Genomic DNA, 24,580 nt, shown 5'->3' with positions numbered 1-24,580 from the left:
GCGCGCTGCGCGACCCACAGGGTGGACGTCAGGTGCAAGGTCCAGCCCTTGCGGCGGCGCAGAGTCATTTCCACAACCCGATCTTGGTCAACTCTTGCTGGAAGTTGGCGCGGGTAATCAAGGTCACGGTGTCCAGAGCGGTGTACTTGGCGGGCTCCTTGCCGGTACTGACCCAGGTGAACATTTGGCTGGCGGTTTCATAACCCGAGGTATCGGGGCTCAACAGCATCGAACCGTAGAAGCCGCTGTCGGTCTTTTTCAGTTCGCCGATGGCGTCGGTGCCATTGATGCCGACACCGATCACATTCGCCGCCTTGAAGCCGGCGCTTTCGGTAGCCCGCACGCCGCCCAGCACGGCACTGTCGTTCATGCCGCCGACGATCAGGTTCTTCGCCGCCCCCGGAAGCTTGACCAGGGCCGAGTTGGTGGAGTCCATACTGCCGGGGACATCGAGGGTTTTCTGCGCCGTGAGGAGGATATGGTCCGCCGGCAGGCCCGCGGCCTTGAGTGCGTCCACCGAACCGTCGGTGCGCTTCTTGCCGGTGTCCAGTTCATCGAAGGTGTTGATCACCGCGTAGGTGGCGCTCCAGTCCCAACCACGTTTTTTTGCTTCAGCGGCCATCGCCGCGCCTTGCTTCTGACCGATCTTGAACGCCGCCAGGCCGACATAAGGCACGTCCTCCATGGGCTTGCCGTGGGCGTCGACAAAGCGGTCATCGACGGCCAGGACCTTGAGGTCGTTGAGCTTGGCCTTGGCCATGATCGCCGGGCCCAGCGAGGTGTCCGACGGGCAGATGACAAAACCCTTGGCGCCGCTGGCGGCCAGGGTGTCAATGGCCGCCAGGGTCTTCTCGCCATCGGGGACGGCGATCTTGATCACCGTGAAGCCCTTGTCCTTGCCGGCCTTTTCGGCAAAGGCCCATTCGGTCTGGAACCAGGGTTCCTCGGCCTGCTTGACCAGAAAGCCGATCTTCACTTCTTCGGCCGAGACCCAACCGCTGAAACTGCTGGCCGCGACCAGCGCCGCGGCACAGGTCAGAGAGCGGATGTTGCGCTGAATGAACATAAGTAACCCTCTTGTTGTTATTGGTTCGTTACGTACGAAAAACTGTCCGGCCTCGCGACCGGCTGGGTGTCACTCGTGATAAAGCACTGAACGGCCACCATCGATCATGATGCAGGTGGCATTGATGAACGGCGCCTCGTCGGTCGCCAGGAACAGCGCCGTCATCGCCACCTCGACCGGCTGGCCGATACGCCGTGGCGGGTGCAGGTCGAAGGCGCGCTGGCGCTCGGCGTGGGGGTCGTCGAAGCCGTTCCAGTAGTCGACATTGAGCTGGGTTTCGATGTAGCCCGGTGCAATGGCGTTGACCCGAATACCCTTCGGCGCGTACTCGATACCCAGCGCCCGCGTCAGCCCGAGCAGGCCATGCTTGGCCACCGGGTAGGGAAAGCAACCCGGGATGATGTGGCTGGAATGGGTCGAGGCGATGTTGATAATGTTGCCGATGCCCTGCTCGATCATATGTGGCAACACCGTGCGGCAACCGAACCAGGCGCCGTCCAGGTCGATGGCGAAGCAGCGGCGCCAATCCTCGTCGCTCATCTCCAGCGGGTCGCGAAACACATTCACGCCGGCACAGTTGACCAGCACGTCGACGCGCCCGAAACGCTCGATCGCCAGGTCCACCAGGGAGCGCCATTGCTCCTTGGACGTAATGTCCACGGCCTGGGCATGGACCTGGGCGCCGTGTTCACGCCAGCGGGCCGCTACTCGCTCGACTTTCTCGCCCTGGATATCACCTATCACCAGCCGCGCCTGCTGCGCCTGGAAGCAGGCGACAATCGCCTCGCCGATACCCTGGGCCGCACCGGTCACCACCACCACTTTGTCTTTCAGCCGGTCGCCGTAGGTGGGCTCCGGAACCTCAGGTAAAGACAGCGCTTCAGCCATGTCAAATACTCCTGTAAATAAAGTGTTCAGCACTTTGGGCACGTCGTGCTTCAGCCCGCAAAGCGCTGGCAGGCCAAGCCTTTCACCCCGACATCGGCGCTCAACAGGGCACCGTCCAGCGCCGCCCCACTACCCGCCGGCCGGGCGCTGGTGACGTAAAGCGTGGACAGATCGGCGCCGCCGAAAACACAACTGGTGGGGTACCGCACGGGTAATTCGATCACCCGGTCGAGCGTACCGTCGGGGGCATAGCGGATCAGGCAATGACCATCCCAGCGGGCATTCCAGACATAGCCCTGGCTGTCCATGGCCGAACCGTCCGGCACACCGCGGCTGGACGGTTGCGCCCAGGGGCTGCGCATGCCCAGGGAGCCATCGGCCTCGATGGCATAGCGATAGAGTTGGCCATCGAGGCTGTCGGCGCAGTAGAGCTGTGTGCCCGTGGCATCCCAAAGCAAGGTGTTGACGATGCCCTGCCCCTCCAGCAACGGGGTGACATGCGCATCCGGGTCGACCCGGAACAGTCCCCCCGAACGCCGGTTGATCGGCAAATCGCCGCCATCGGCCGCCAGGTTGTTTTGCATGCTGCCCAGCCACAGCCGTCCCCGCGTATCGCAACGGGCCTCGTTCGCCCGGTTGCCGCTCACCGGGTCGGCCACGCAAAACAGGCTCAGGGCCGGTTGCTGCGACGGCGAGTCGAGGTCAAGCCGATAGACCCCACTGGCCAGGGTCACCAAGGCATCACCGCGCTCGCACGGAATGAATGCCGACACGGCTTCAGGCAGCTGCCATTGCTGGTAACGCCCGCCACTCAGGCGGCAGGCCAGCCGAGCGGCAATATCCACCCAGTACAAGGCCTGGGTGGGGCCGTCCCAGAACGGGCCTTCGGCCAACATGAAGCGCTGTTCGCTCAGCGGCTGCCATTGCATGATGAATCCTCCTGTCTGATCCATGGCCTTACCACTCGGCAAAACTGCCGTCGGCATGGCGCCAGATCGGGTTGCGCCAGCGGTGGCCGATGGCTGCGCGTTCGATGACGTACTCCTCGTTGATCTCGATGCCCAGGCCCGGGCCGTTGGGGATCTTCACGAAGCCCTTGTCATAGTCGAACACCCGCGGGTCCTTGACGTAGTCCAGCAGGTCGTTGCTTTCGTTGTAATGGATGCCCAGGCTCTGCTCCTGGATGAACGCGTTGTAGCAAACCGCATCCAGCTGCAGGCAGGCCGCCAGCGCAATCGGACCCAACGGGCAATGCAGGGCCAGGGCCACGTCATAGGCCTCGGCCATGTTGGCGATCTTGCGGGTTTCGGTGATGCCACCAGCATGGGAAGCATCCGGCTGGATGATGTCGACATAACCTTCGCTGAGTACCCGTTTGAAATCCCAACGGGAAAACAGGCGCTCGCCCAGGGCAATCGGCGTCCTGGTCAGCGGTGCCAGCTCTTTGAGGGCTTCGTAGTTTTCGCTGAGCACCGGCTCTTCGATGAACATCAGCTTGTAGGCGTCGAGTTCCTTCATCAGCACCTTGGCCATGGGTTTGTGGACCCGGCCATGGAAGTCCACGCCGATGCCGACATTCGGCCCCACCGCATCGCGCACGGCGGCGACGTTGGCCAGAGCCAGGTCGACTTTCTCGAAGCTGTCGACGAACTGCAGTTCTTCAGTGCCGTTCATTTTGACGGCGGTGAAACCGCGCTCGACGGCTTCCCTGGCCGCCCGGGCGGTATCGGCCGGACGGTCGCCGCCGATCCACGAGTACACCCGGATCTTGTCGCGAACCTGTCCGCCCAGCAGATCGCTGACCGAGACCCCAAGCGCCTTGCCCTTGATGTCCCAGAGCGCCTGATCGATCCCGGCCAGGGCGCTCATGTGCACCGCGCCGCCACGGTAGAAACCGCCGCGATACAGCACCGTCCAGATATCTTCGATATTGCGCGGGTCCTTGCCGATCAAATAGTCCGACAGCTCATCAACGGCTGCCGCAACGGTGTGGGCGCGGCCTTCGACCACCGGTTCGCCCCAACCGGTCACGCCCTCGTCGGTTTCGACCTTGAGGAACAACCAGCGCGGCGGAACGATAAAGGTCGTCAGTTTGGTAATTTTCATCGTGTCGTCTCTCTTGTTCAGAGGCGGCGCACAGGGCGCCAGAAAGTCTTAACGCAACGCGTTCCAGGCCTGCACATAAGCCTTGGCACGCACGGCCACTTCGTCAGGTGTCAAGCCCGGTTTGAACAGCCCGGACCCCAGGCCGAAACCGCTGACACCGGCCTCGACAAACACCTGCATGTTGTCCGGTGTGATCCCGCCTACCGGAATCAGCAAGGTGCCTGCCGGCAGCACCGCCAACCAGGCCTTGACCACCGCCGGCCCCATTTGCTCGGCCGGGAACATCTTCAGGACATCGGCGCCTTCGGCCAGGGCGGCAAAGGCTTCGGTCGGCGTGGCGACACCCGGCGACAAGTACAGGCCCGCGGCCCTGGCCGCGCGCAAGACCGAGGGATCACTGTGGGGCATGACGATCACCTGTCCGCCGGCCGCCTTCACTTGCCCGACCTGTTCCGCGGTCAGCACCGTACCGGCACCGATCAGGCAATCAGCGGGCAAGAGGCTGCGCAGGATGCGAATGCTTTCGTACGGTTCAGGAGAATTGAGGGGTACTTCAATGACGCGAAAACCGGCTTGGTACAACACCTCGCCGATGGCCGCCGCCTCTTGCGGGCGCAGGCCGCGAAGAATCGCGATCAGACCGTTTTTCGCCAGTGCTTGTTTGAGCATGACAGACCTCTTGGTAGTTGAGCGCAGACGCTCAGCCGAGCAGCCCGGCCGCTTCGGCCAGGTGCCATAAACCGCGCTCGGTGGCCTGTTCGGCCAGGCTCGCCGGGGCAAAGCCGCAGGCATCGAGTGCCCGACTGTAGCGGGCACAGAGTTGGGAGTTGCCGATAAGAATGCTCGAGGGCAAGTGGTTGCCGTGGCGTCGACGGCGCAGCACGTTGGCCAGGGCCACGAGTTCGTGGCCGATCAACAAACCCGACAGATAGTCGACTTGCTCACTGGCACTCAGTTCGCCCGTCAGGCCAAGGCTGCGTGCACTGAACAAGGTCGACAACGGGCCGATCTCGCCGTCGATGGACAACGCCACCTGCACGCCGCGATCAAACGCCCGGCCATCAAAGGGTGCACCGCGTTGTTGGGTACGACCCAGAATGCTGTATTCGCTGAGGATGGCGAACAGTTCGCCGGTCATGAAGGTATCGAAATGCACGATCCGGCCGTCGGCCACTTCGACCCATTTCGAATGGCTGCCCGGCAGGCCGATCAGCAGGTTGTCGCCAGCGCCTCTCGGCAGGCTTTGCAGGACGCCGAGGACCTGGGTCTCTTCGCCACGCATCACATTCGGCAGCCGTGAACGCTGGATCACCCCGGGCACGATATGCACATCGACGCCACGCAGGCTACGCAAGGTTAGCAACGCGGTACCGAGGTTGGCGACATTCGCCGGGGTGTCGCGGTAAGCGGCTTCAGCCCAACCCTGGGCGCTGCCGACCATGCCACAGGCGATCACCGGGAGCTCGGGCTGAGCGTCCAGCCAGTCACCGCAGGCATCGTCGAAGGCCAATTCGAAACCGTCGGCGCACATCTGGCCGGCAATCATCCGCGGCCCACTGGGCAATTGCATGATCCCCGACGACAACGAACGCTGCTCGAGCACCTGGCCGCCAGCAGCGAGTTTGTAAGCCCGAAGGGAGGTTGTTCCCCAATCGAGCGCGATCAATTGCGCCTGCATCGCTTCACCTGAATTTATTTTTGGACAGTGAGTGCGTAGAGCTGATGGGGCGACTATAGACCCTCGGAGAAATAAATCTCAATATATATTTATACATCCCATATATAGGGATTAATTGGGTTGTTAAACGAACCCGCCTTGAATCGGTAATGGGGACGGCCTTAATAAATCTTGCTCCTGCGAACTGCACGGCCCGGCCCTGGTGTCTGGCCAAGCTGCTGGGAGCGTGTGGTGGTGCCCTGTCGGGGGGGCCATCCTTCGAAAATGGGCGATAACCGCACACGTTTTCTCCGGCTTGAACAGCTTTCCCAGACCACGCGCCTGAGCTGAACCTCCCTGTTCGTAACGCTTTGCGGCCAATGAGTGCGCCCCTCGTCGACCGTTCGGCTGTGGTTCATGCCCGACACCGGAAATCAGCCCCGTTGACGAAATTAACCATTTGGTACATTTTCGCCACGCATGCCTGGCTGCCTGTGCCGATGCCTGAAAAAACAAGGGAGGTCATTGCAATGACTCATACAATTCTGGTGCTGAACGGCCCGAACCTGAACCTGCTGGGATCTCGTGAACCGGCCACGTACGGCTACGAAACACTGACCGATGTCGCCGATCTGTGTGAACGCACTGCCGTATCACACGGAATGCAAATCGAATTCCGCCAAACCAATCATGAAGGTCAGCTTATCGACTGGATTCATCAGTCTCGAGGCCGCTGCGCGGGCATCCTGATCAACCCGGCGGCCTGGACCCACACCTCGGTAGCGATCCGCGACGCCTTGTCCGCCGTGGAGTTACCGGTGATCGAAGTGCATTTGTCCAACGTGCACAAACGTGAGGAGTTCCGTCATCACTCATTTGTGTCGGCCATTGCTGTCGGCGTGATTTGCGGGATGGGGAGCAACGGCTACCGTCTCGCCCTTGAACATTTTGCCCACTTATTGAAACCCTGATGACCATGAACCCGAACAAACAATCCGTACTGGCTGGCCTGATCGGCGCAGGTATCCAAGCCTCGCGCACCCCTGCCCTGCACGAACACGAAGGCGATGCCCAAGGCATTCGCTACTCCTATCGTCTGATCGATCTCGACACCCTGGAACTGGACATCAACGCACTACCCGAACTGCTCAAGAGCGCCGAACAGATGGGTTATACCGGCCTGAACATCACATACCCCTGCAAGCAGGCCATCCTGCCGTTGCTCGACGAACTTTCCGACGAGGCTCGTGGTATTGGCGCGGTCAACACGGTGGTGCTCAAGGATGGCAAGCGCATCGGCCACAACACCGACTGCCTTGGGTTTGCCGAAGGTTTTCGTCGGGGACTTGCCCAGGCGGCACGTCGTAGGGTGGTACAGATGGGGGCCGGCGGCGCAGGCGCGGCAGTGGCACATGCATTGCTGTGCGAGGGCGTCGAACAACTGACGGTGTTTGAAGTCGATCCGAGTCGCGCCCAGGGTCTGGTGAATAACCTGAATGCCCACTTCGGACCTGGCCGCGCGATTGTCGGGCTGGATCTACCCGCTGCCGTCGCGGCGGCTGATGGTTTGGTCAATACCACCCCGGTGGGCATGGCAAAACTGCCTGGTACGCCATTGCCGGTGTCACTTCTGCACGCCGATTTGTGGGTAGCCGAAATCGTCTACTTCCCCCTGGAAACCGAGCTGCTCAAGCAGGCTCGCGCCGTGGGTTGCCGCACGCTGGATGGCGGCAATATGGCAGTGTTCCAGGCCGTCAAGGCCTTCGAACTGTTCAGTGATTGCCCCGCCGACGCCGAGCGCATGCAGGCGCACTTCCACAGCATGAACAGCTGAGTCCAACCTACCGAGGCGGTGCTTTGGCCGATGAAGCGCGCGCTGGACGACCAGGGCACGCCCATCGGTTGGCCGCCGGTCTTTTCAGACGTGCAAGTAGTTCAGCACCGACTCGCAAATCATCGCCTTGTGCCGTTGCTTGACCTGTTCGTCAGTGAGGTCGATCTGGAAAATCTCACTGAAGGTATGCCGGTTGGAGACGCGATAAAAACAGAAGGAACTGATCAGCAGATGCAAATCGATTGCCTCTACCCCCTGACGGAAAACCCCTTGGGCTTCACCGCGCAGTAACGTCTCCTTGAGCGCCGTGAGGACGTTATGGCTCATCGCGCGAATCGCTGAGGACTGCTTGACGTTGACACCGTTGTGGATGTTTTCGATGCCGACGATGCGCACGAAATCGACATTGTGGTCATGGTGGTCGAACGTGAACTCCACCAGGCGCCGGATGGCTTGCTCTGGCTCCAACTCCGCCAGTTGCAACTGACCTTCTGTGCGCCTGATATCGCCATAGAGCTTTTCCAGGACCTCGACGTAGAGCTGTTCCTTGCTGCCGAAATAGTAATAGATCATGCGCTTCGATGTTTTCGTGCGCTCGGCGATGGCGTCGACTCGCGCACCGGACAACCCCTGGCTGACAAACTCGACAATGGCCGCGTGGAGGATGTCCTTGCGGGTTTGTTCCGGGTTGTTTTTTCGACCCTTGTACAGTGCTTTGAGAGGCTCCGGTGCACCGGCATCGGCGAAATTCGTCATTCTGGGCTCACGACCGCGTAGGAATCAGCCGATTATGGGCTGAGCGCCTTCGGGAAGGAAGTCTCAGCCCTGCGGGTCAGCGGATCAGCGTGTCCGGATCAACGCTGCGGCTGAATCCAGGCGCAGGCCGACAGGGTTCTGATCGGCGGTGTAGGCTTTCCTGGAAAAAGAAACTCAGGCAAACAGCTCAGACGCCTGGCTGGCGGCAGAGAGCTCCTTGGCGGCGCTTAACAGCAAGGGCGCCAACGCGTGTATGCGGTTCAAGGGCAGGCGCGCGCTAGGCCCGGCGATACTCAGAACACCGATGCAATGGCCATCGCCCGGGCTGAACACCACGGCTGCGAGCGCCGAAGTCCCCACCGCCGAGCTCTCCTCCACCCACGCATAGCCGTATTCCCGAGCCCGCTGCAGGCACTTGAGCAGATCCTCGCTCGAGCGCGGCGCATTCGGACCGAACTCTGCAGGATCGGCAATGCCTTGGCGCTCGACCATGGCCAACGCTTCGCTCTCGCTCAGTTGCGCCAGCCAGGCATGACCGGACGCCGTGTAGAACAGTGGAGCGTCCCGGCCCATGTCAGGGTCGTAACGCAGGCCCGAACGTGCGCCCTGGGATTTGACGATCCAGGTCAGGCGGGAGTCGTTGATGATACCCAGGCGCACGAGCTCCTTGCTTTCCTGGGCCAGCCGATCCAGGACCGACTGGACGATGTCCGTGCCAGCACTGGACAGGTAGCCCAAGCCCATGGCAACCAACTTGGTCGACAGCTGATAACGGCTGTTTTCCGGGTTCTGCCGCACATAGCCGAGACGAATCAGCTCACCCAGCATTCGGTGTGTGGCGCTTTTGGGGATCTGCAGGTTATCTGCCAGGGTCTGCATCGGCATCCCTTGCGGTTCCTGGGCAAGACTTTCAAGAACGCTCAATACGCGCTCGATCTGACTACCAGCCATGGTCATGGTCCCTTTGAAGTTGCGCGGATTCTAAAGGCAATCGCGGCCTCGGGAAACCGCGGCCCACCTTGATAGGCCAGGCGCTGCAAAACAAGGGACCCGCTGGTAGCCGCGCCTTATGAAGGCCGCGCAAATGACATTTCTCGCCCGCCCCTCTCAAAGCCTGGCTTGGCGCGCGGCGCCACTACGGGACTTGGCCATCGCCGCAAGCCGCACGGCCACGTTGGCCGCCCCGTAGCCGACGTAACCATTCTTGCGTTGCAGAATCTCGAAGAAAAAGCGCTCGTCGAACGACTCGGTGTAGACGTGAAACAGTTCGCCACCTTGAGCGTCGCGGTCGTAAAGCACGTTGAAGTAGGCCAGCTCGCTGAGGAACTCGGCGTCGAAATCGAAGCGCGCCGCCAAGTCGTCATAGTAATTGAGCGGAATTTCCAACAGCGATACCCGGGCCGCCTTGGCGCGCCTGACTTCAGCAAAGATATCCTCGCAAGAAAAGGCAATATGGTGCACCCCTGAGCCGCGATAGCTGGACAGTGCATGGGAGATCGCCGTGTTGCGATTTTCCGAGATATTCAGCGGCAAACGCAGCGTACTGCATTGGCTACGCAGTGCCCGGCTCTTGACCAGACCGTAGGGATCGGGCAAGACCACTTCATCGTCGGCCTCGAAATCCAGCAAGCTTTTATAAAACAGTACCCAACCGTCGAGGCTGTCCGCAGGCAAGGCCATTGCCATGTGATCGATGCGTTGCAAGCCACCGCCCGGCATCGCTTGTGGGTCCAACCTGAAATCGCTGTCGTAGATCGACTTGCCGGCCTCAGCCGGCTCAACCAGATAGATCAGGCTGCCATCCGGCGCGCGCACGGCAGGAATTTCGCGTTCGTTGGGACCGACCAGGCCACGGTATGGCTGCCCCTTGTACATCTGCGCGCGTTCCAGCGCGGCACCGCCGTCTTCGACCCGCAAGGCCATGGCGCATAACGACGGGCCATGTGCCTCGAAAAAGCCATGGGCAAAAGAATAGGGTTCGGCGTTGAGCACGATCTTGATATCGCCCTGACGCAGCAGGCTGACGGCTTTCGAGCGATGCTGACCGAGGTGGGCGAAACCGAGGTTCTCCAGCCAGGTGGAGAGCCGTGCGCCTTGGGCTTCATCTACCGCAAACTCGAGAAACTCAATACCGTTGTAGCGACTTGCGGACGGCGGGTTGAACAGCATGTCGGTGTTGATGGGCTCGGCCTCTTTCTCCAACAGCTTGCGGGTTTTTTCCTCCAGGTACAGCAGCGAGCGCAGGCCGTCCGCAGCATTGGCTCGAGGCGGCGCAGCACGGAAGCCATCGTTGAAGACTTCCAGCGACAACGGGCCGCTGTAACCGCTGCGCAGGATTGGCGCAAGGAATCCCGCCAGATCAAACTCGCCCTGGCCAGGGAAGCAACGGAAATGCCGACTCCACTCCAGGACATCCATGGCCAATAGCGGTGCATCAGCCAACTGCACGAAGAAGATCTTGTCGCCTGGAATCTGCGCGATGGCGCTGGGGTCGCCCTTGAGTGACAAGGTGTGGAAACTGTCGAGCAGCACGCCAAGCGCCGGGTGATCGACCTGGCGTACCAGGTTCCAGACTTGCTGCCAGGTGTTTACATGACGCCCCCACGCCAGCGCCTCGTAGCCAATCCGCAGGTTTCGGGCGCCGGCGCGTTCAGCCAGCAGGCTCAGGTCATCAAGAAGAATTCTTTCATCGCCCACAGAATCCGTGGCGGTGTTACTGCACACCAGAACAAGGTCAGTGCCCAATTCCTGCATCAGGTCGAACTTGCGCTCGGCGCGTTCGACGTTGCGCTGCAAGCGATCACGACGGCAACCTTCGAAGTCGCGAAACGGTTGAAACAAGGTGATGGCGATACCCAGATCGGCACACATCTGCCGTATGTTGCGTGGGCTGCCGTCATAGTAAAGGAGGTCGTTCTCGAAGATTTCCACACCGTCAAAACCAGCGGCCGCAATGGCTTCGAGTTTCTCTGGCAGGGTACCGCTCAAGGAAACGGTGGCAATCGAACGCTGCATGCTTCAGCTCCTGGATGAGTGCGGCCTCTGCAGGCCCCAATGTCAAAGCACCGGATTGATCAGCCTGTTCGGGACCATGCTGGGTGCTGCGCTGAATTATTCGCTCGTGGCATGACCACGACAATCTCAAATGTACTAACCAGTTAGTTTTGTGTTCGATTATCGAACAAAAGCCACCTTTGCCAATTGACGCTGTTTCGCTCGTTGCTCAAAACTAGCTGCACACCCATAGGACGAGCCCGAAACACCGTTAACCAGTGATTTGGGGATTCAGTCGTCCGCAATCGCGTCACCCGCCTGCTCATAACAATTTCAAGAATAGGGTCAATGCTCATGCACTCACTTGCGGCTTCACTCTCCCGCGCATCACGCCTTTCATACCGATACCTCCTGCCCGCCCTCGCCACCATTCCCGAACCTCTGGGGAGGCAACTGCCTTCAGTCCTGACGGGGCCTGGATCCACAGTTGCCTGATCAAACCCCGCGCTCGAAAGCCGGCGTGTTGTGCTGCTGCGTTGATGAATCGCCGCGACATTCTTGACCCCGGGTCAAAGAGTCACCGCTGCGATTCAATCACGGCTCCATAGCACAGGCTCATGCTCGGCTCGAGTTGCATTTTCAGTTCGACTGACGCTCACAGCGCAGTCTTGGAACGGATGGCTTACCTATGTTTCATACCGAAGTAACTTCCCGCACCACTGTGGCGCACACGGGTGTCAGCGGAAAAATCCGCACTGCCATGGCCGTCGGTAGAACCCGCTGGAGCATGCTCGCGCTGGTGTTTTTCGCCACCACGCTGAACTACATCGACCGCGCCGCCCTGGGCATCATGCAGCCGTTCCTGGCCAAAGAGATGAGCTGGACGGCCATGGATTACGCCAACATCAACTTCTGGTTCCAGGTCGGTTATGCCATCGGCTTTGTGCTGCAAGGCCGCTTCATCGATCGGGTCGGCGTCAAGCGGGCGTTTTTCCTGGCCGTGTTGCTGTGGAGCTTCGCCACCGGCGCTCATGGCCTGGCGACCTCGGCCGTCGGCTTCATGGTCTGCCGTTTCATTCTCGGCCTGACCGAAGCCGCCAACTACCCGTCATGCGTGAAGACCACACGACTTTGGTTCCCGGCCGGTGAGCGCGCCGTAGCGACCGGAATATTCAATGCCGGGACCAACATTGGCGCAATGATGACCCCTGCCCTGCTTCCATTGATCTTGTCGGTATGGGGCTGGCAAGCCGCATTCATCTGCATGGGTTTGCTGGGCCTGATCTGGGCCGTTTGGTGGAGCCTCAAGTACTTCAACCCTGAAGATCACCCGAGCGTGCGCCAAAGCGAACTGGACTACATCAACAAGGACATCGAGCCCACTCCGGTCAAAGTGCCGTTCTCACGTATCCTGCGTATGCGCGGCACTTGGGCGTTTGCCTTGGCCTATGCGATCACGGCCCCTGTCTTCTGGTTCTACCTGTACTGGCTGCCACCGTTTCTCAATCAGCAATACCACCTGGACATCAGCGTTACCCAGATGGGGATTCCGCTCATGCTGATCTGGTTGACGGCCGACTTCGGCAGCATCGGCGGCGGGATCCTGTCTTCCTGGCTGATCGGTCGCGGAATGCGCGCGACGACATCGCGGCTACTGTCGATGTTGATATTCGCGATCACTATCATCGGCGTGATCTTCGCCGCCAATGCCAGCGGGTTATGGGTTGCGGTAGTGGCCATCGCCTTGGCCGTCGGCGCACACCAGGCCTGGACTGCGAATATCTGGAGCCTGGTCATGGATTACACGCCCAAGCACCTGATCAGTACCGTGTTCGGCTTCGGTGGCATGTGCGCCGCGGTTGGTGGCATGTTCATGACCCAGATCGTCGGTGCCGTGCTGACCGCTACGAACAACAACTACAACGTGCTGCTCATGATGATCCCGGCGATGTACTTCATCGCGCTGATCTGGATGTATTTCATGGCCCCGCGTGGGGTCGAAACCCTCAAGGACTGATCCCCCCTTGAGTATTCACCAAAGAGGCCTTCATTCAGGCCTCTTTTTTTTGTGCATGACTGGCAACAAAACCTGGACAGGCTTTCCAGTGCCTGCACCGCACGGGAACCAATCAGCGGCTCCTCTTCGTTTCCCCATCAAGCCTTGCGACGCTGTTGCCACGCAGCGGCCAGACCGCTGAGGCAGATCACAGCGATGCCGAACTGGGTCGTGAGCGACGGCGCATGGGCGAACACCAGAAAGCCCAACAGACCGGCAAAGACGATCTGGCAATAACCGAACGGCGCCAGCATCGCCGGGGCGGCAAAACGGAATGCCTGGGTCAAGAGCAAATGCGCGACCATTCCGCAGGTGCCCAATGCCAGCATCCATGGCAAGTGCTTGAGCTGTGGGGTCTGCCAGAAAAACGCTACCAGTGTGCTCATCAGCAAGCTGTTGAACAACCCGGCGAAGAAGTTGCTGGTGGTCGGGCTGTCATGGGCACTGACCCGTCGTGTCAGCAACTGGTAGCAGGCAAAACACATGGCCGATCCCAGCGGTAACAGGACTGCCGGGGTGAACAACTCGCCGCCCGGATGCACGATGACCATCACCCCGAGAAAGCCCACCGAGACGGCGACCCATTGCCCACGGGTGACATGCTCCCCCAATAACGGCACCGACAATGCCGTGACCAACAGCGGGGCGAGGAAATTGACCGCCGTCGCTTCCGCCAGGGGAATGAACATCAGACCGCTGGTGAACAACAGACTGGTGCCCAACAGGCAGGTCGCGCGCAATGCCTGCAACCCCGGACGCCGGGTGCGCAGTACCCGCAACCCCGCTGACGGCAGGAAGATACCGGCCATCAGCAGGGTATGCACTATGTAACGAACCCAAACCACCATGATAACCGGGTAGATCCCGGACAGGTATTTGGAAAGGGTGTCATGCGTGGCAAACAGAAGCGTTGCCAGCACAATGAACGAAATCCCCCTGAATGGATGGTTTATACCGGACAACGGTGTACTAACGGTACTCATTGGGCGTCCTTTGAACAGGCAGGCGTCAGTATTTAGAACTTCGTTCCACTTTTAATCAAGAGGGTAATCCTCTTCTCCGGTATCGAAGCACAGCCACCCGCACAAAATGTTCGAACCAGTTAATTACTGTTCGATAATCGCACAAAACAGCGTTTCGCCAATTGAGCCGACCCCCGCCCCAATAGCACTATCAGCCTCGGATTCGATGCACTCATAACTATAAGAAGGTCCGTTACCATGCCGTCAAAGCGTCACGTCATCAGCGCGCTTCCAGCCGCAATAGTCACCAGCATCCTTGTGCCCGCCACCACTTGGGCCGGCGGATTTATCGACGATGCCAACGTAAATCTGAATATCCGCAATTTCTTCATCAATCGCGACTTCGTCAGCCCCAGCAACTCGCAAAGCACTGCCCAGGAGTGGACCCAGAGCTTCATCCTCGATGCCCGTTCCGGTTTCACCCCAGGCACGCTCGGCTTCGGTGTCGATGTGTTGGGGCTGTACTCAGTAAAACTGGATGGCAGCAAGGGTACGACAGGCACGCAATTACTGCCTGTCCATAGTGATGGCTATCCGGCAAATGATTTCGGGCGCATTGGAGTGGCCGCCAAAGCGCGCTTTTCCAAGACCGAGTTGAAAATCGGGGAATGGATGCCAGTACTGCCCATCCTGCGCTCCGATGATGGTCGCTCACTGCCGCAAACCTTTCAGGGCGGGCAGATCACGTCTAACGAAATCGATGGCCTGACGCTGTATGGCGGCCAGTTCCGCGGCAACAGTCCACGCAACGATGCCAGCATGGAAAAGATGTCGCTATTCAGCCTTGCGAAGGTGACGTCCGACCGCTTCAATTTTGGCGGTGCCGAATACACCTTCAACGACAAGCACACTCAAGTTGGCGTGTGGCATGCCCAGTTGGCGGATATCTACCAACAGCAGTATTTCAACCTGACTCACAGCCAGCCCATTGGCGATTGGGTACTGGGCGCCAATCTCGGCTTTTTCACCGGCCAGGACGATGGCAGCCATTTGGCAGGCAAACTTGATAACAAAACCTGGTCAGGACTGTTTTCGGCAAAATATCGCGCAAACACCCTTTACTTCGGCCTGCAGAAGGTCAACGGCGACAACTGGATGCGGGTCAACGGCACCAGCGGCGGCACACTGGCCAACGACAGCTACAACTCCAGCTTCGACAACGCCGGTGAGAAATCCTGGCAACTGCGTCATGACTACAACTTCGCGGCCCTCGGCCTACCGGGCCTGACGATAATGAACCGCTACATCCAGGGCGACAACGTGCACACCACTACCACAACCAGCGGCCGGGAGTGGGCACGGGAGTCGGAACTGGCTTATGTCATACAGTCAGGCACACTCAAAAACCTGTCGCTGAGGCTACGCAACTCAACCATGCGTCGCGACTACAGCGTCAATGAGTTCGACGAAAATCGGATAATTGTCAGCTACCCCCTGTCGTTACTGTAACAAGGTGAAAAAGCAGTGGCCCCCGTCACCACGGGCCCTGCTTCTAAAACAGCGGTACTGAACGACTGACAAGAAAGAACCATGCTGGCCGCAATCCGATGCCCACGAAGACGCCTTTAACGTCGCCTTGTTGTCTGGGCCCCAACACGATCCAGGCTTGCGCTGCTGCCGAGTGAGAATCGTCACCAGGACTCACGCTCGACGAGCGGGCACGCCACCCGGTGGGTCGAGGGGTCGTCCCGGCGTTGAATCAGATGCTCGGCAGCACGGCGCCCCATCTCGTAGTAGGGTAGTTGCACGGTACTCAGCGGCGGATAGAACAACTCGGCCACCCCGATCATGTTGTCGTAGCCAAGGACCGCCACATCCTCTGGAATACGCAGGCCACGGCTGAGCAGGTATTGATAGGCGACCAGCGCAATGCGGTCGTTGCCGCAGATAAGCAGGTCAAACGCCGGTTTGCCCTCCGGGCCGCGCAATTGCTGTTCCAGCACGACGATTGTTTCCTGATAAGCATCGTCGGTCGACAGGTTGTATTGGGGAACATCCTCCACCGCCAGGCGGACCTCGGCGAGGGCGCGAACCAACCCCCGCTGACGCCACTCCCAGGCCAGGCTGCTGTGCGGCAGGCTGATGCACAGCGGGCTCCGGTAGCCGCGTTTCAAGGCGCTTTTTACCGCCTGATACTGACCGTCCTCATCGTCCGGTATGTAGCAGGCAACGCCGGCTTGCGAACTGATGCAATTGCTCAGCACCAGAGGCAGGCTGCGCAGTACCGGGGGAATTTCTACCGTGCGTAACTGCATGGCACTGAAGATGATTCCATCGGGCTGATGCGACAACATCAGATCGATGGCTTGCTGGTTCGGCGGGGCTTCGAACACGTTGAGGATGAAAACGTTCCAACCGTTTTCCCGTGCCGTGCGCTCCATCGACAGGAGCATTTCCACGGCGAAGGGCGTTGTCGCGGTATCAAGCGCGAAGACGCCAATGGTCTTGCCACTGGAGTGACCACCACGGATCTTGCGAGCTGAAAGGCTGGGGACATAACCCAGGGTCTCAATCGCTTGACGAACTTTCGCCAGAGTTTCCTGGTTCAGTTTTTCCGGGGTGTTGAGTGCCCTGGAAACGGTCATGAAGGAAACCCCCGCCAGCCGTGCGACATCTTTAACTGAAGCCATTCGCGGGTGCCATTGCTTGTCTGGCTGGGCATCATGTCATGCTTGGTAAATGCATAACAACACAATGACCGGTGGCCGACGGCACGAATGGCACATCCATTGAAATCAGAGCTGCAGATCGGCGAGGCTCCAGACAGAAGTCTCCCCGAACCGCCCGGCCCCATTGATCGCGAACGCACTGACGGCGAGGCTCTCGGGCCGTGGATAAATCCGGCTGGTAAGGCTATAGGCACCGTCGTCGACGAATACCTCGATGGACGAACGATCGAGAAAGATCCGCAGTGCGACCTGCTGCTGCCCTGGCGCCACCGGCACGCTACGAACGCCGCTTACGCCAGCGCCCGAGCATTGCCTATCGAGCACCAAACGTCGGGCCATGGCATCGAAGTACAGCAACGTGCGTTCTTGCTGGTCTTCACTGCAACGCAACGCCAGGCCAAAGCGCTCGGCAGTGCTACCCGCGAGGTCGAGTTCGAGCTCAAGCTCAAGCAGTGCACCGCGTACATCGAGTGGACGACTGCATGATTCGATCACGCCGATCTGCAGCGTTCGTTTTGCTTGCCGTAGCGCCTTCAGTTCCCGGGCCGGGCGCATGCGCAACCGCTCACCGTCGCGACTCAACTCACGCGGCAACGAAAGCGCGCCACACCAGTGTTGCGCCTGACTCGGCATCGGGCTGTCCCACATATCCATCCACGCCCAAAGCAAACGTCGCCCGTCTGGCGCCAGCAGTGTCTGCGCGGCATAAAAATCGTGACCATGGTCGAGTTCGTGGAGCTTACCGCACTCGCTCAGATGTCCACGGTCATCCAATTGGCCGAGCCGATAGCTGTTCTGGAACTTGTTCCAGTTATCGTAACCGTTGGGTTTCAAACCTTGCGGCGAATAGAGAAAGACGTCGCACCCTGCGAGTTCGAACAGGTCCGGACATTCCCACATGTAGCCGTCCGACTCGCGAGCACCTTTCAGGGCGCAGCCCAGGTAGTCCCAATGGTGCAGGTCTTCGGAGCGATAGAGCAGCAGTTGCGGGTCGTCTCCCTGGCGCGCGCCCAGGGCCATCCACCATTGCTCGCCTCGCCGCCAGACCTTGGGGTCACGGAAATGCATGATGCCCGGAGCCGGTGCCGTCTCGATCACAGGGCCGTGTTTGGTGAACGAGAGACCATCGGTGCTGCTGGCCAGGCATTGGACCTGGCGAATGTTCTGGTCATCACCCGATGCCCCCAACCAGGTGTGCCCGGTGTAGATCAGATAAAGCCTGTCGTCCATGACCACCGCCGACCCTGAAAAACACCCGTCCCGATCGTAGACATCACTGGGTGCCAAGGCGATGGGCAAATGCTCCCAATGCACCAGGTCGCGGCTCTTGGCATGTCCCCAGTACATCGGGCCCCATTGCGCAGAGTATGGGTGATGCTGGTAGAACACATGGTATTCACCACGAAAACAGACCAGCCCGTTCGGATCATTCATCCATCCCACCGGAGGCGACAGGTGATAGCCGAGGCGATAGTCATCGCCGCGTTCGGGTATTTTTCTTTCGATGGCGCGATGCGCTTCATCCAGCAGTGCAGCGTGCATGGCTTGGTCCTTACTAGGGTTCGTAACGAGTGGCGGATTGAACAATGGCAGGAAGCTCCAGCGACTCGGCAGCCTTGGCTGGAGAAGCCGTGCCGACAGGATCGGTGCGCAACAAGGTCCATGACAGCAGCAGGCAAGCGCCGACCAGGCCGGCCATCAGCACATAAACGCTCGAGAAACCGACATGGTCGTAGCCGTAACCCACCAAAGGTGAAAGCAGCATCGCGGTCAATTGCTGGGCGAACTGGAATCCCACCAGATAGATCGAGGCGGACAGGCGCGAATCGAAGTTGAGCGATATGTACTTGAATACCGAAACCAAGAGGATGGGCACCTCCAGCGCGTGCAACATCTTGCAGGCGGCGATGGTCCAGGCCTGCGTTGCCAGCCCGGAGCCAAGAATCCGGACGAACATGATGCTGCCCGCCAGAATCAATCCGTACTTGGCGCCGGTACGGCTGACCACCCATGGCGCGAACAACATCAATACCGCCTCAAGCAGCACCTGCGATGAATTCAGGTAGCCATAAGCGCGGGTGCCCTGCTCCGGAGTCGGGAAGAAAGAGGAGAAATACACCGGAAACTGTTGTTCGTAGATCATGTAGATCCCGCACACACCGGTCAGGTACAAGCTGAATGCCCAAAAGCGCGGCAGTGTCAGTAAGGTCCAAAGATCGTGCACGCGCACGGGCTTCCCGGCCCCCTCACCGGCTTGCACGCCCGGTTGACTGAACCGGCTCAAATCGAGCCTGGACAGGATCAACAAAAACGCAACGCCGGCGATGCTGCTCAGGTAAAACGCGATATCCGGGTCAATGTTGAAGACCACGCCGACGACGCCCGTCGCACTGGCCCAGCCCAACGAACCCCACATCCTGGTGGTCCCGAATTCGAAGCCCGCATGACGCGACAGTCGCTCTGTGTAGGACTCGATCACCCCAACTCCCGCGAGCATGGCCAAGGCCAGAAATGCCGCGCCGACCACCGCCCCCAACACCACGTTATGAGCCAGCAGATTGGCATAAACATAAATCGCGAACGGGGCCGATGCACAGAGCAGGATACCAATCCACACCAGCAGCTTTTTCGACAGGCCAAGCCGATCCTGAAGCGCGCCGTAGAACGGCTGAATCAGCAACGCAGCAACGGCGTTGGCCGCGAAAACAAAACCGATTTCCGTGCCATTCAGACCGATGACTCGATGCAGCCAGATCGAGAACAGCGAGTAGCTGGATGACCACGAGAAGAAGAAAAAATACAGCAAACCACTGATGAGCCAGTACTCACGTTTCACTGATATTGGCATGGAACAGTCCTCTTGTTTTTATTTTAGTTAACGTTAACATCGCAACACATTACGCGTCCTGGACGGGCTCGTTGTCAAGTGGGTCGAGTGCAACTGCCGCTGATATCGCGATGAGCAAGCTGGGCAAAAGCCGCGCTACCGGCGGCTCCAGGAGCACTTGCGATCTCTGGCAAAGGCTTGTTCGACCAAGGACAAGGACTCGCCTGAAAGGTGTGTAGTGCCCCAATACAAAAACAAGAGGGTCAGCATGCGTAATACGCCGCTTATGGGCATCTTTGCCCTGCTTTTTTCAACCACCAACCTGCTTGCCGAACCCGCCTTGAGCGTTGAAGAACGTCTCGCTCAGCTGGAGGCCAGGACCGCCACCGCCGAGAAGCGGGCGGCGGCGGCTGAAACCGATGTTGTCCAATTGCACAGGGAGGTCGAGCGCCTCAAAGGTCAGCTTGCCGTCAATGCAGCGCCACCCAAGGCAGCACAATTGCCTCTAGGCGAGAGGCTCGCCCAGATTGAAACACGCCAGCAGTCCATGGAGCAGCGCACCTCAACCCTCGCCTCGTCGGTGGATTCGATCCAGGACGTCACGCAAGGTTTCTCCTTCAGCGCGTATGCCCGTTCCGGGATGATGAGCGATGGCGGCGGCGCCGGCCGGGGCGGCCCCAACATCACCCCTGCCGGGTCGATTGGCGGGTCGGTTGGGCGCCTTGGCAATGAGGTGGACACCTACGCAGAGGCGAAATTCTCGAAGCAAAGCCAAGCCGATAACGGCACGCGCTCCAAGTACCTGTTTGAGATCGCAGACGGCGTGGAAACGCCCAACGATTGGACTGCGGCGCAAAGCTCGCTCAATGTGCGCCAGTCCTATGCCGAACTCAGCCATCTGGCGTCATTCCAGAACACGCCCATGTTGCGCGATGCAACCTTGTGGGCCGGCAAGCGCTTCGATCGGGACAATTACGACATCCATTGGCTCGACCGGGGCATTGTGTTCCTGGCCGGGACTGGCGGCGGGATCTACGATGTACGCCTTGCCGATGACTGGCGCATCAATGCCTCCCTGATGAGCCGTTCCTACGGCGATTTCGGTACAGAGGAAAACAAAGACATCAGGAGCTATGTCGCGACCCTCAATCAATTTTTCGATGATGGCCGTTGGCAACTCATGTTCAATGGCATTGCTTCGGGCCAGAACGACGCCCGGCTGATGGCCGGTGGCACCCGGCTGAATGCGTCGGGGTTCAGCCCTGCCGAAAGTGGTTCGCATGGCATGTTTGCCTACCATCGGCCAGACTTTTTCGGTCGTGAAGGTTATTTCAAAGCGGCGTTGCTGTACGGCAAAGGGCTGGGAGCGGAGGTCAACAACATTGGCGCCGATGGCGACTTGCTTGAGCAGGCGCAGACGTTGCGGCTGGCACTCTATGGCCACACTCGCCTGAATGACGATTGGCGTATCGCGCCGACACTGATTGCCGAGCATAGCCAGGATCGCTATGTCCCTGGCGACGACTATCGTTACCTGACGCTCAACGTGCGATTGGCCAATGAACTGAGCCGCAACTTTGAAATGCAATATGAGCTGAGCTGGCAGACGATGGACCTGGATGCGCGTGGCTATGCCGGCCGCCATACAGCCGACGGCGACTATTGGAAAGTCACGTTGGCGCCCACCTTCAAGCTGCAAACCGGCGACTTCTTCACGCGCCCTGAATTGCGCCTGTTCGCCACCTATATGAACTGGTCCAGAAACCTCGATAACTTCAGCTCAACCGATGATTTCGGCCAGAAGGGCTTCAGGTCTGGAGGCGTCTGGCAACTGGGGGTGCAAATGGAAACCTGGTTCTAGCCGACGAGCTTCGATCACGCGGACATCTACGGCAACCCGGATGACTTTGACTACAGGGCCCCTGAGTTGACCGAGTTGTTGCAGGCCCGGGTGCGCCGCTTTCTACCCGCCTGATGGTCAGCCGGCTGAGCCGGCTGCTACGATCTGCGACAGACTGCCCAACCACCGGTGAATGAAAAGCCTATCGGTCAGGCTGGATGCAGCCTAATCTCCGATCGATTTTATTAGCTGTACGTAGACAGGAATGATCGTGATGACCACGAATGAGAGCAAGACGGACCTTCACCGATTAATGCTTGAGGCTGTGGAGGTCGAGCTGAGCATCAACGACATATCCCCCATTTGTGTAACACCATCCGCATGGCGTGAAGAACCCATCGAATGCCTTCGCTACAGCGAAGGCGGCTGAAACCATGAGAGAGGTCATTCCCATCAAGCAGGATCGCCGAGCGCGCGCGATCAAGGTGCTCGAAGGTCCGCTCGACAACTTCCGTGTCGCCGTCACCACGGCAATGGATATCGGCCGAGTGCGGTTTGTTCTCGACGGCATCGTGGTCGACGCTCGCCTGCGCGAGCAGCACATCAGCCCCGCGACGCTGCAGGCCCTGGCCGACCAACGCACGCCGGTCGTGGCCGGTGTTTTCGAGATGCACGACGGCACGCACGCGCTCGACTGGTTACTGCCGCAAGGTGCACAGCAACCCATCGCACCCGAGCCCACGCAGGTGCGCGTCGAAAAGGCATGGCGCTCGCTGCCCCGCGCGCTGTGGCTGGCCGCAGCGGGTGGCCTGATCGGGGCTGCCGCCTTCTTCCTGGCGCTGCAGATCAACTCCGCCTGGAATCTTCCGTTCCTGATCGTCGGCGCACTGGCCATGGCCGCCTTGATATTTTCATTGTTGCAGATCGTCTTTTCCTTCGGCACCCTCTGGGAGAGTTTCAGTCGCAGGCAGACCTTACAGTTGATGACATCGGTCATGGTGAAGTACTGCGGGGCACAAGCTCATGGCCGCTGAATTGCCCGACATCCAACGCGTCGAGGGGCGGCTGACGAAGCTGACGGCGAAGTCGCTCTACAAACGGGGCAACGCCTACAGCTTCGACGTCAATGGCCAATCGATGTGGTTCCTGACCAGCGAGCCTTCCTGGCAACCGACCTCGCCCTTCCTGGCCGAAGGGGACCGTGTTGAGCTGGCGGTGCTGGATACGCCCCTCACGCCGACCGGCGAGCGCCGGGTGTACGCCCTGCGCAACCGTCTATGTCACGCACTTCGCCTGGCAAGGAAATTCGCAGCCTTATGCCGCGACACGTATCGCCCCCGGAAGCGAACACCGCTACGTCCTGAAACTGACCGCCCTACTGATTGCCCTTCTCATAATCGGGGCCTGCATCAGCGCGGTGACAGGAACGAACCGCGCGTCCTGGCCCTTTCTGGCCGGTCTGTGCGCCGTAGCATGGCTGCTCTTCGCGGTGCCGCTGTACGTCATGCGCTGGCGCTGGAACGCCGGGTTCCCCACACGCAGACAACGTGTCATGGAGGCCGTCTATCGCTGCCTGGGCCTGGGTTCGCCGCTGGCGCCAAACAGGCCCGTGCAGACGGTGTAGAGGCCGCGACTTACCACTCGGGAGATTCAAGGAATGAAAACGCTGTGTGCTGCTCTGCTGTTGATGGTCATGACCGCTACGGCCCAGGCCAAGGATGCGATCAGCGCCCAACCGAAGCGGTTTGGCCGGTTGGCCAGCCACAAGATCGCGGTCATCGGACACTCTCTCGGGGGCTGGACCGCGCTGGAAATCGGCGGTGCTCGCTTTGATCCGCAACGCTTTGCCGAGGACTGCAAGGCTCATCCTGTACTTGCCGGCTGCAGGGTTTAATCTGCCGGGATGGTGATGGGGGCCGCCCGCGGGCGCTGATCCAGCAGCAAGTGCTTGGCGTGATCAGCGAGTTCCTGGCGCAATCGCTCTAGGTGTTCAGTCTCGGAGAGTCATGGCGCATCCTTAACCACCGAGCAAGAGGATGCGTCATGGAAGGACGTCTTCATGGTTCAGCCCGGATAACGCCCAGCTTGGCTCGAAAGCAGCCCCCATCAACGGCACCTTTCAACCAGCAGGATCGAACACAGGGGCAGTGGCGCTCGCAACCTCTACCAGAAGCAGTCAACTTCAGCAGCCGGCAAGAGTTCTCTCTTTCCATTGAGTGAAATTTCCTAGAAAATCCTGACCGCTTGTTTGCGCCTGATCTCATGGCTAGGCTTCACTCCGTCACTGCAAATTCAGTGACCGGGTTTAGCAGCTCGTTTTTACCGAGGCACGCAAGTGCCGCCTTCCGTTCAAGCGGCGCTTTTTTTGCGCCTGCTGTTCTCTATGGCGGCTGTGCGTGGGGCACTTTCGAGTGCGCCGGGTCCCTTGGTAACCGGTCTGCTAACCCGCGTACAGTCGCCACCCATTCCGTTTAGCAGCGATGTCTGGCGACTCCACTTACCAAGGAGTTTTGCCATGTTCAAAATCACACCCAATCCGCCTACGACCTCCAATATCGAAAGCATTGACCCTCGTATCGCCGACCGGGCTTTGTCTCACTACAACCTCGGTCCGAAGGCAGGCGCAAAACCAGTACCTGTCACCGTGTTGCATGAACATCTGAATGAACCCGGGAACCAGGAAGACGCTCTGGCCGACGTCTACTCGATTCTGCAATCCGCTGCGGCCACGGCCTATGAGCACGCCGACAACCAAACCGGTTCGAACCGCAAGGTGGCGATGGGAGTGGTTCATCTGATTGAGCTGGCACAGCTGAAGATAGACTCGATGCTGGATGGGCAAGCGGTCAGCGTCAGCGGCTGACG

Annotated in this window: 20 protein-coding genes and 1 pseudogene; 8 read left to right on the top strand and 13 right to left on the bottom strand. The window is 59.7% G+C overall.

Features of this window, described 5'->3' with window-relative positions:
* Positions 1–64: 64 nt before the first annotated feature.
* The 6 genes from M5B99_RS09575 to M5B99_RS09550 form a co-directional block, all read right to left on the bottom strand.
* Complete coding sequence (locus tag M5B99_RS09575) at positions 65–1,066, bottom strand: substrate-binding domain-containing protein (RefSeq protein ID WP_248803799.1); 1,002 nt, start codon at positions 1,064–1,066, stop codon at positions 65–67.
* Positions 1,067–1,135: 69 nt separating this feature from the next.
* Positions 1,136–1,954: an SDR family oxidoreductase gene (locus tag M5B99_RS09570; protein ID WP_248803798.1), complete on the bottom strand. Its 819-nt coding sequence runs from the start codon at positions 1,952–1,954 to the stop codon at positions 1,136–1,138.
* 50 nt (positions 1,955–2,004) lie between these two features.
* On the bottom strand, positions 2,005–2,883 hold the full coding sequence (locus M5B99_RS09565) for an SMP-30/gluconolactonase/LRE family protein (protein WP_248803797.1): 879 nt from the start codon (positions 2,881–2,883) through the stop codon (positions 2,005–2,007).
* 28 nt (positions 2,884–2,911) lie between these two features.
* Positions 2,912–4,060 carry a galactonate dehydratase gene (gene dgoD / locus M5B99_RS09560; protein ID WP_248803796.1) on the bottom strand — a complete coding sequence of 383 codons (1,149 nt, stop codon included), beginning with the start codon at positions 4,058–4,060 and terminating at the stop codon, positions 2,912–2,914.
* A gap of 48 nt (positions 4,061–4,108) precedes the next feature.
* Positions 4,109–4,729, bottom strand: a complete 621-nt coding sequence (locus M5B99_RS09555) for a 2-dehydro-3-deoxy-6-phosphogalactonate aldolase (RefSeq protein ID WP_248803795.1) — start codon at positions 4,727–4,729, stop codon at positions 4,109–4,111.
* Between the two features lie 31 nt (positions 4,730–4,760).
* Positions 4,761–5,738, bottom strand: coding sequence for a 2-dehydro-3-deoxygalactonokinase (locus M5B99_RS09550; RefSeq protein WP_248803794.1), 978 nt, complete (start codon positions 5,736–5,738; stop codon positions 4,761–4,763).
* A gap of 509 nt (positions 5,739–6,247) precedes the next feature.
* Between M5B99_RS09550 and aroQ the strand changes: the two genes are divergently transcribed.
* Together aroQ and M5B99_RS09540 are read left to right on the top strand one after the other, a co-directional pair.
* Positions 6,248–6,688, top strand: a complete 441-nt coding sequence (aroQ, locus tag M5B99_RS09545; RefSeq protein WP_248803859.1) for a type II 3-dehydroquinate dehydratase — start codon at positions 6,248–6,250, stop codon at positions 6,686–6,688.
* A 5-nt stretch (positions 6,689–6,693) separates the two neighbouring features.
* Positions 6,694–7,551, top strand: coding sequence for a shikimate dehydrogenase (locus M5B99_RS09540; RefSeq protein WP_248803858.1), 858 nt, complete (start codon positions 6,694–6,696; stop codon positions 7,549–7,551).
* Positions 7,552–7,635: 84 nt separating this feature from the next.
* On the opposite strand, the gene M5B99_RS09535 is transcribed toward M5B99_RS09540, so the two are convergent.
* The 3 genes from M5B99_RS09535 to quiC form a co-directional block, all read right to left on the bottom strand.
* Entirely contained in the window at positions 7,636–8,307 is a 672-nt protein-coding gene (locus M5B99_RS09535; protein WP_248803793.1) for a TetR/AcrR family transcriptional regulator, read from the bottom strand.
* A gap of 174 nt (positions 8,308–8,481) precedes the next feature.
* Positions 8,482–9,258 carry an IclR family transcriptional regulator gene (locus M5B99_RS09530; RefSeq protein WP_248803792.1) on the bottom strand — a complete coding sequence of 259 codons (777 nt, stop codon included), beginning with the start codon at positions 9,256–9,258 and terminating at the stop codon, positions 8,482–8,484.
* 156 nt (positions 9,259–9,414) lie between these two features.
* On the bottom strand, positions 9,415–11,322 hold the full coding sequence (gene quiC / locus M5B99_RS09525) for a 3-dehydroshikimate dehydratase QuiC (protein ID WP_248803791.1): 1,908 nt from the start codon (positions 11,320–11,322) through the stop codon (positions 9,415–9,417).
* A 667-nt stretch (positions 11,323–11,989) separates the two neighbouring features.
* On the opposite strand from quiC, the gene M5B99_RS09520 reads away from it, so the two are divergent.
* Entirely contained in the window at positions 11,990–13,318 is a 1,329-nt protein-coding gene (locus M5B99_RS09520; protein ID WP_248803790.1) for an MFS transporter, read from the top strand.
* 137 nt (positions 13,319–13,455) lie between these two features.
* On the opposite strand, the gene M5B99_RS09515 is transcribed toward M5B99_RS09520, so the two are convergent.
* The gene (locus tag M5B99_RS09515; protein ID WP_248803789.1) at positions 13,456–14,340 is read right to left on the bottom strand and encodes a DMT family transporter; all 885 of its coding nucleotides are present in this window, start codon (positions 14,338–14,340) and stop codon (positions 13,456–13,458) included.
* 237 nt (positions 14,341–14,577) lie between these two features.
* On the opposite strand from M5B99_RS09515, the gene M5B99_RS09510 reads away from it, so the two are divergent.
* Positions 14,578–15,828 (top strand): OprD family porin, encoded by a 1,251-nt coding sequence (locus M5B99_RS09510; RefSeq protein ID WP_248803788.1) that lies wholly within the window; start codon positions 14,578–14,580, stop codon positions 15,826–15,828.
* Between the two features lie 182 nt (positions 15,829–16,010).
* Here the strand turns inward: M5B99_RS09510 and M5B99_RS09505 are convergent, their stop codons facing one another.
* The 3 genes from M5B99_RS09505 to M5B99_RS09495 all read right to left on the bottom strand — a co-directional run bounded on the left by M5B99_RS09505 (position 16,011) and on the right by M5B99_RS09495 (position 19,896).
* Positions 16,011–17,009, bottom strand: coding sequence for a LacI family DNA-binding transcriptional regulator (locus M5B99_RS09505; RefSeq protein WP_248803787.1), 999 nt, complete (start codon positions 17,007–17,009; stop codon positions 16,011–16,013).
* A 105-nt stretch (positions 17,010–17,114) separates the two neighbouring features.
* The gene (locus M5B99_RS09500; RefSeq protein ID WP_248803786.1) at positions 17,115–18,590 is read right to left on the bottom strand and encodes a glycoside hydrolase family 32 protein; all 1,476 of its coding nucleotides are present in this window, start codon (positions 18,588–18,590) and stop codon (positions 17,115–17,117) included.
* A gap of 13 nt (positions 18,591–18,603) precedes the next feature.
* The gene (locus M5B99_RS09495; RefSeq protein WP_248803785.1) at positions 18,604–19,896 is read right to left on the bottom strand and encodes an MFS transporter; all 1,293 of its coding nucleotides are present in this window, start codon (positions 19,894–19,896) and stop codon (positions 18,604–18,606) included.
* Between the two features lie 247 nt (positions 19,897–20,143).
* Here M5B99_RS09495 and M5B99_RS09490 point away from each other — a divergent pair, with 247 nt between their 5' ends.
* The 4 genes and pseudogenes from M5B99_RS09490 (at position 20,144) to M5B99_RS09475 (ending at position 24,578) form a co-directional block, all read left to right on the top strand.
* On the top strand, positions 20,144–21,736 hold the full coding sequence (locus tag M5B99_RS09490; RefSeq protein ID WP_412548717.1) for a carbohydrate porin: 1,593 nt from the start codon (positions 20,144–20,146) through the stop codon (positions 21,734–21,736).
* A 413-nt stretch (positions 21,737–22,149) separates the two neighbouring features.
* Complete coding sequence (locus tag M5B99_RS09485) at positions 22,150–22,749, top strand: hypothetical protein (RefSeq protein ID WP_248803784.1); 600 nt, start codon at positions 22,150–22,152, stop codon at positions 22,747–22,749.
* Between the two features lie 674 nt (positions 22,750–23,423).
* Positions 23,424–23,603 (top strand): annotated as a pseudogene (locus M5B99_RS09480) (dienelactone hydrolase); the annotation flags it as partial.
* A 627-nt stretch (positions 23,604–24,230) separates the two neighbouring features.
* Positions 24,231–24,578 (top strand): DUF6124 family protein, encoded by a 348-nt coding sequence (locus tag M5B99_RS09475; protein WP_248803783.1) that lies wholly within the window; start codon positions 24,231–24,233, stop codon positions 24,576–24,578.
* Positions 24,579–24,580 lie beyond the last annotated feature (2 nt).

The sequence above is a fragment of the Pseudomonas sp. MWU13-2100 genome, from assembly GCF_023242365.1.
Taxonomy (GTDB): Bacteria; Pseudomonadota; Gammaproteobacteria; order Pseudomonadales; family Pseudomonadaceae; genus Aquipseudomonas.
This window is presented reverse-complemented; position numbering and strand designations above follow the sequence as displayed.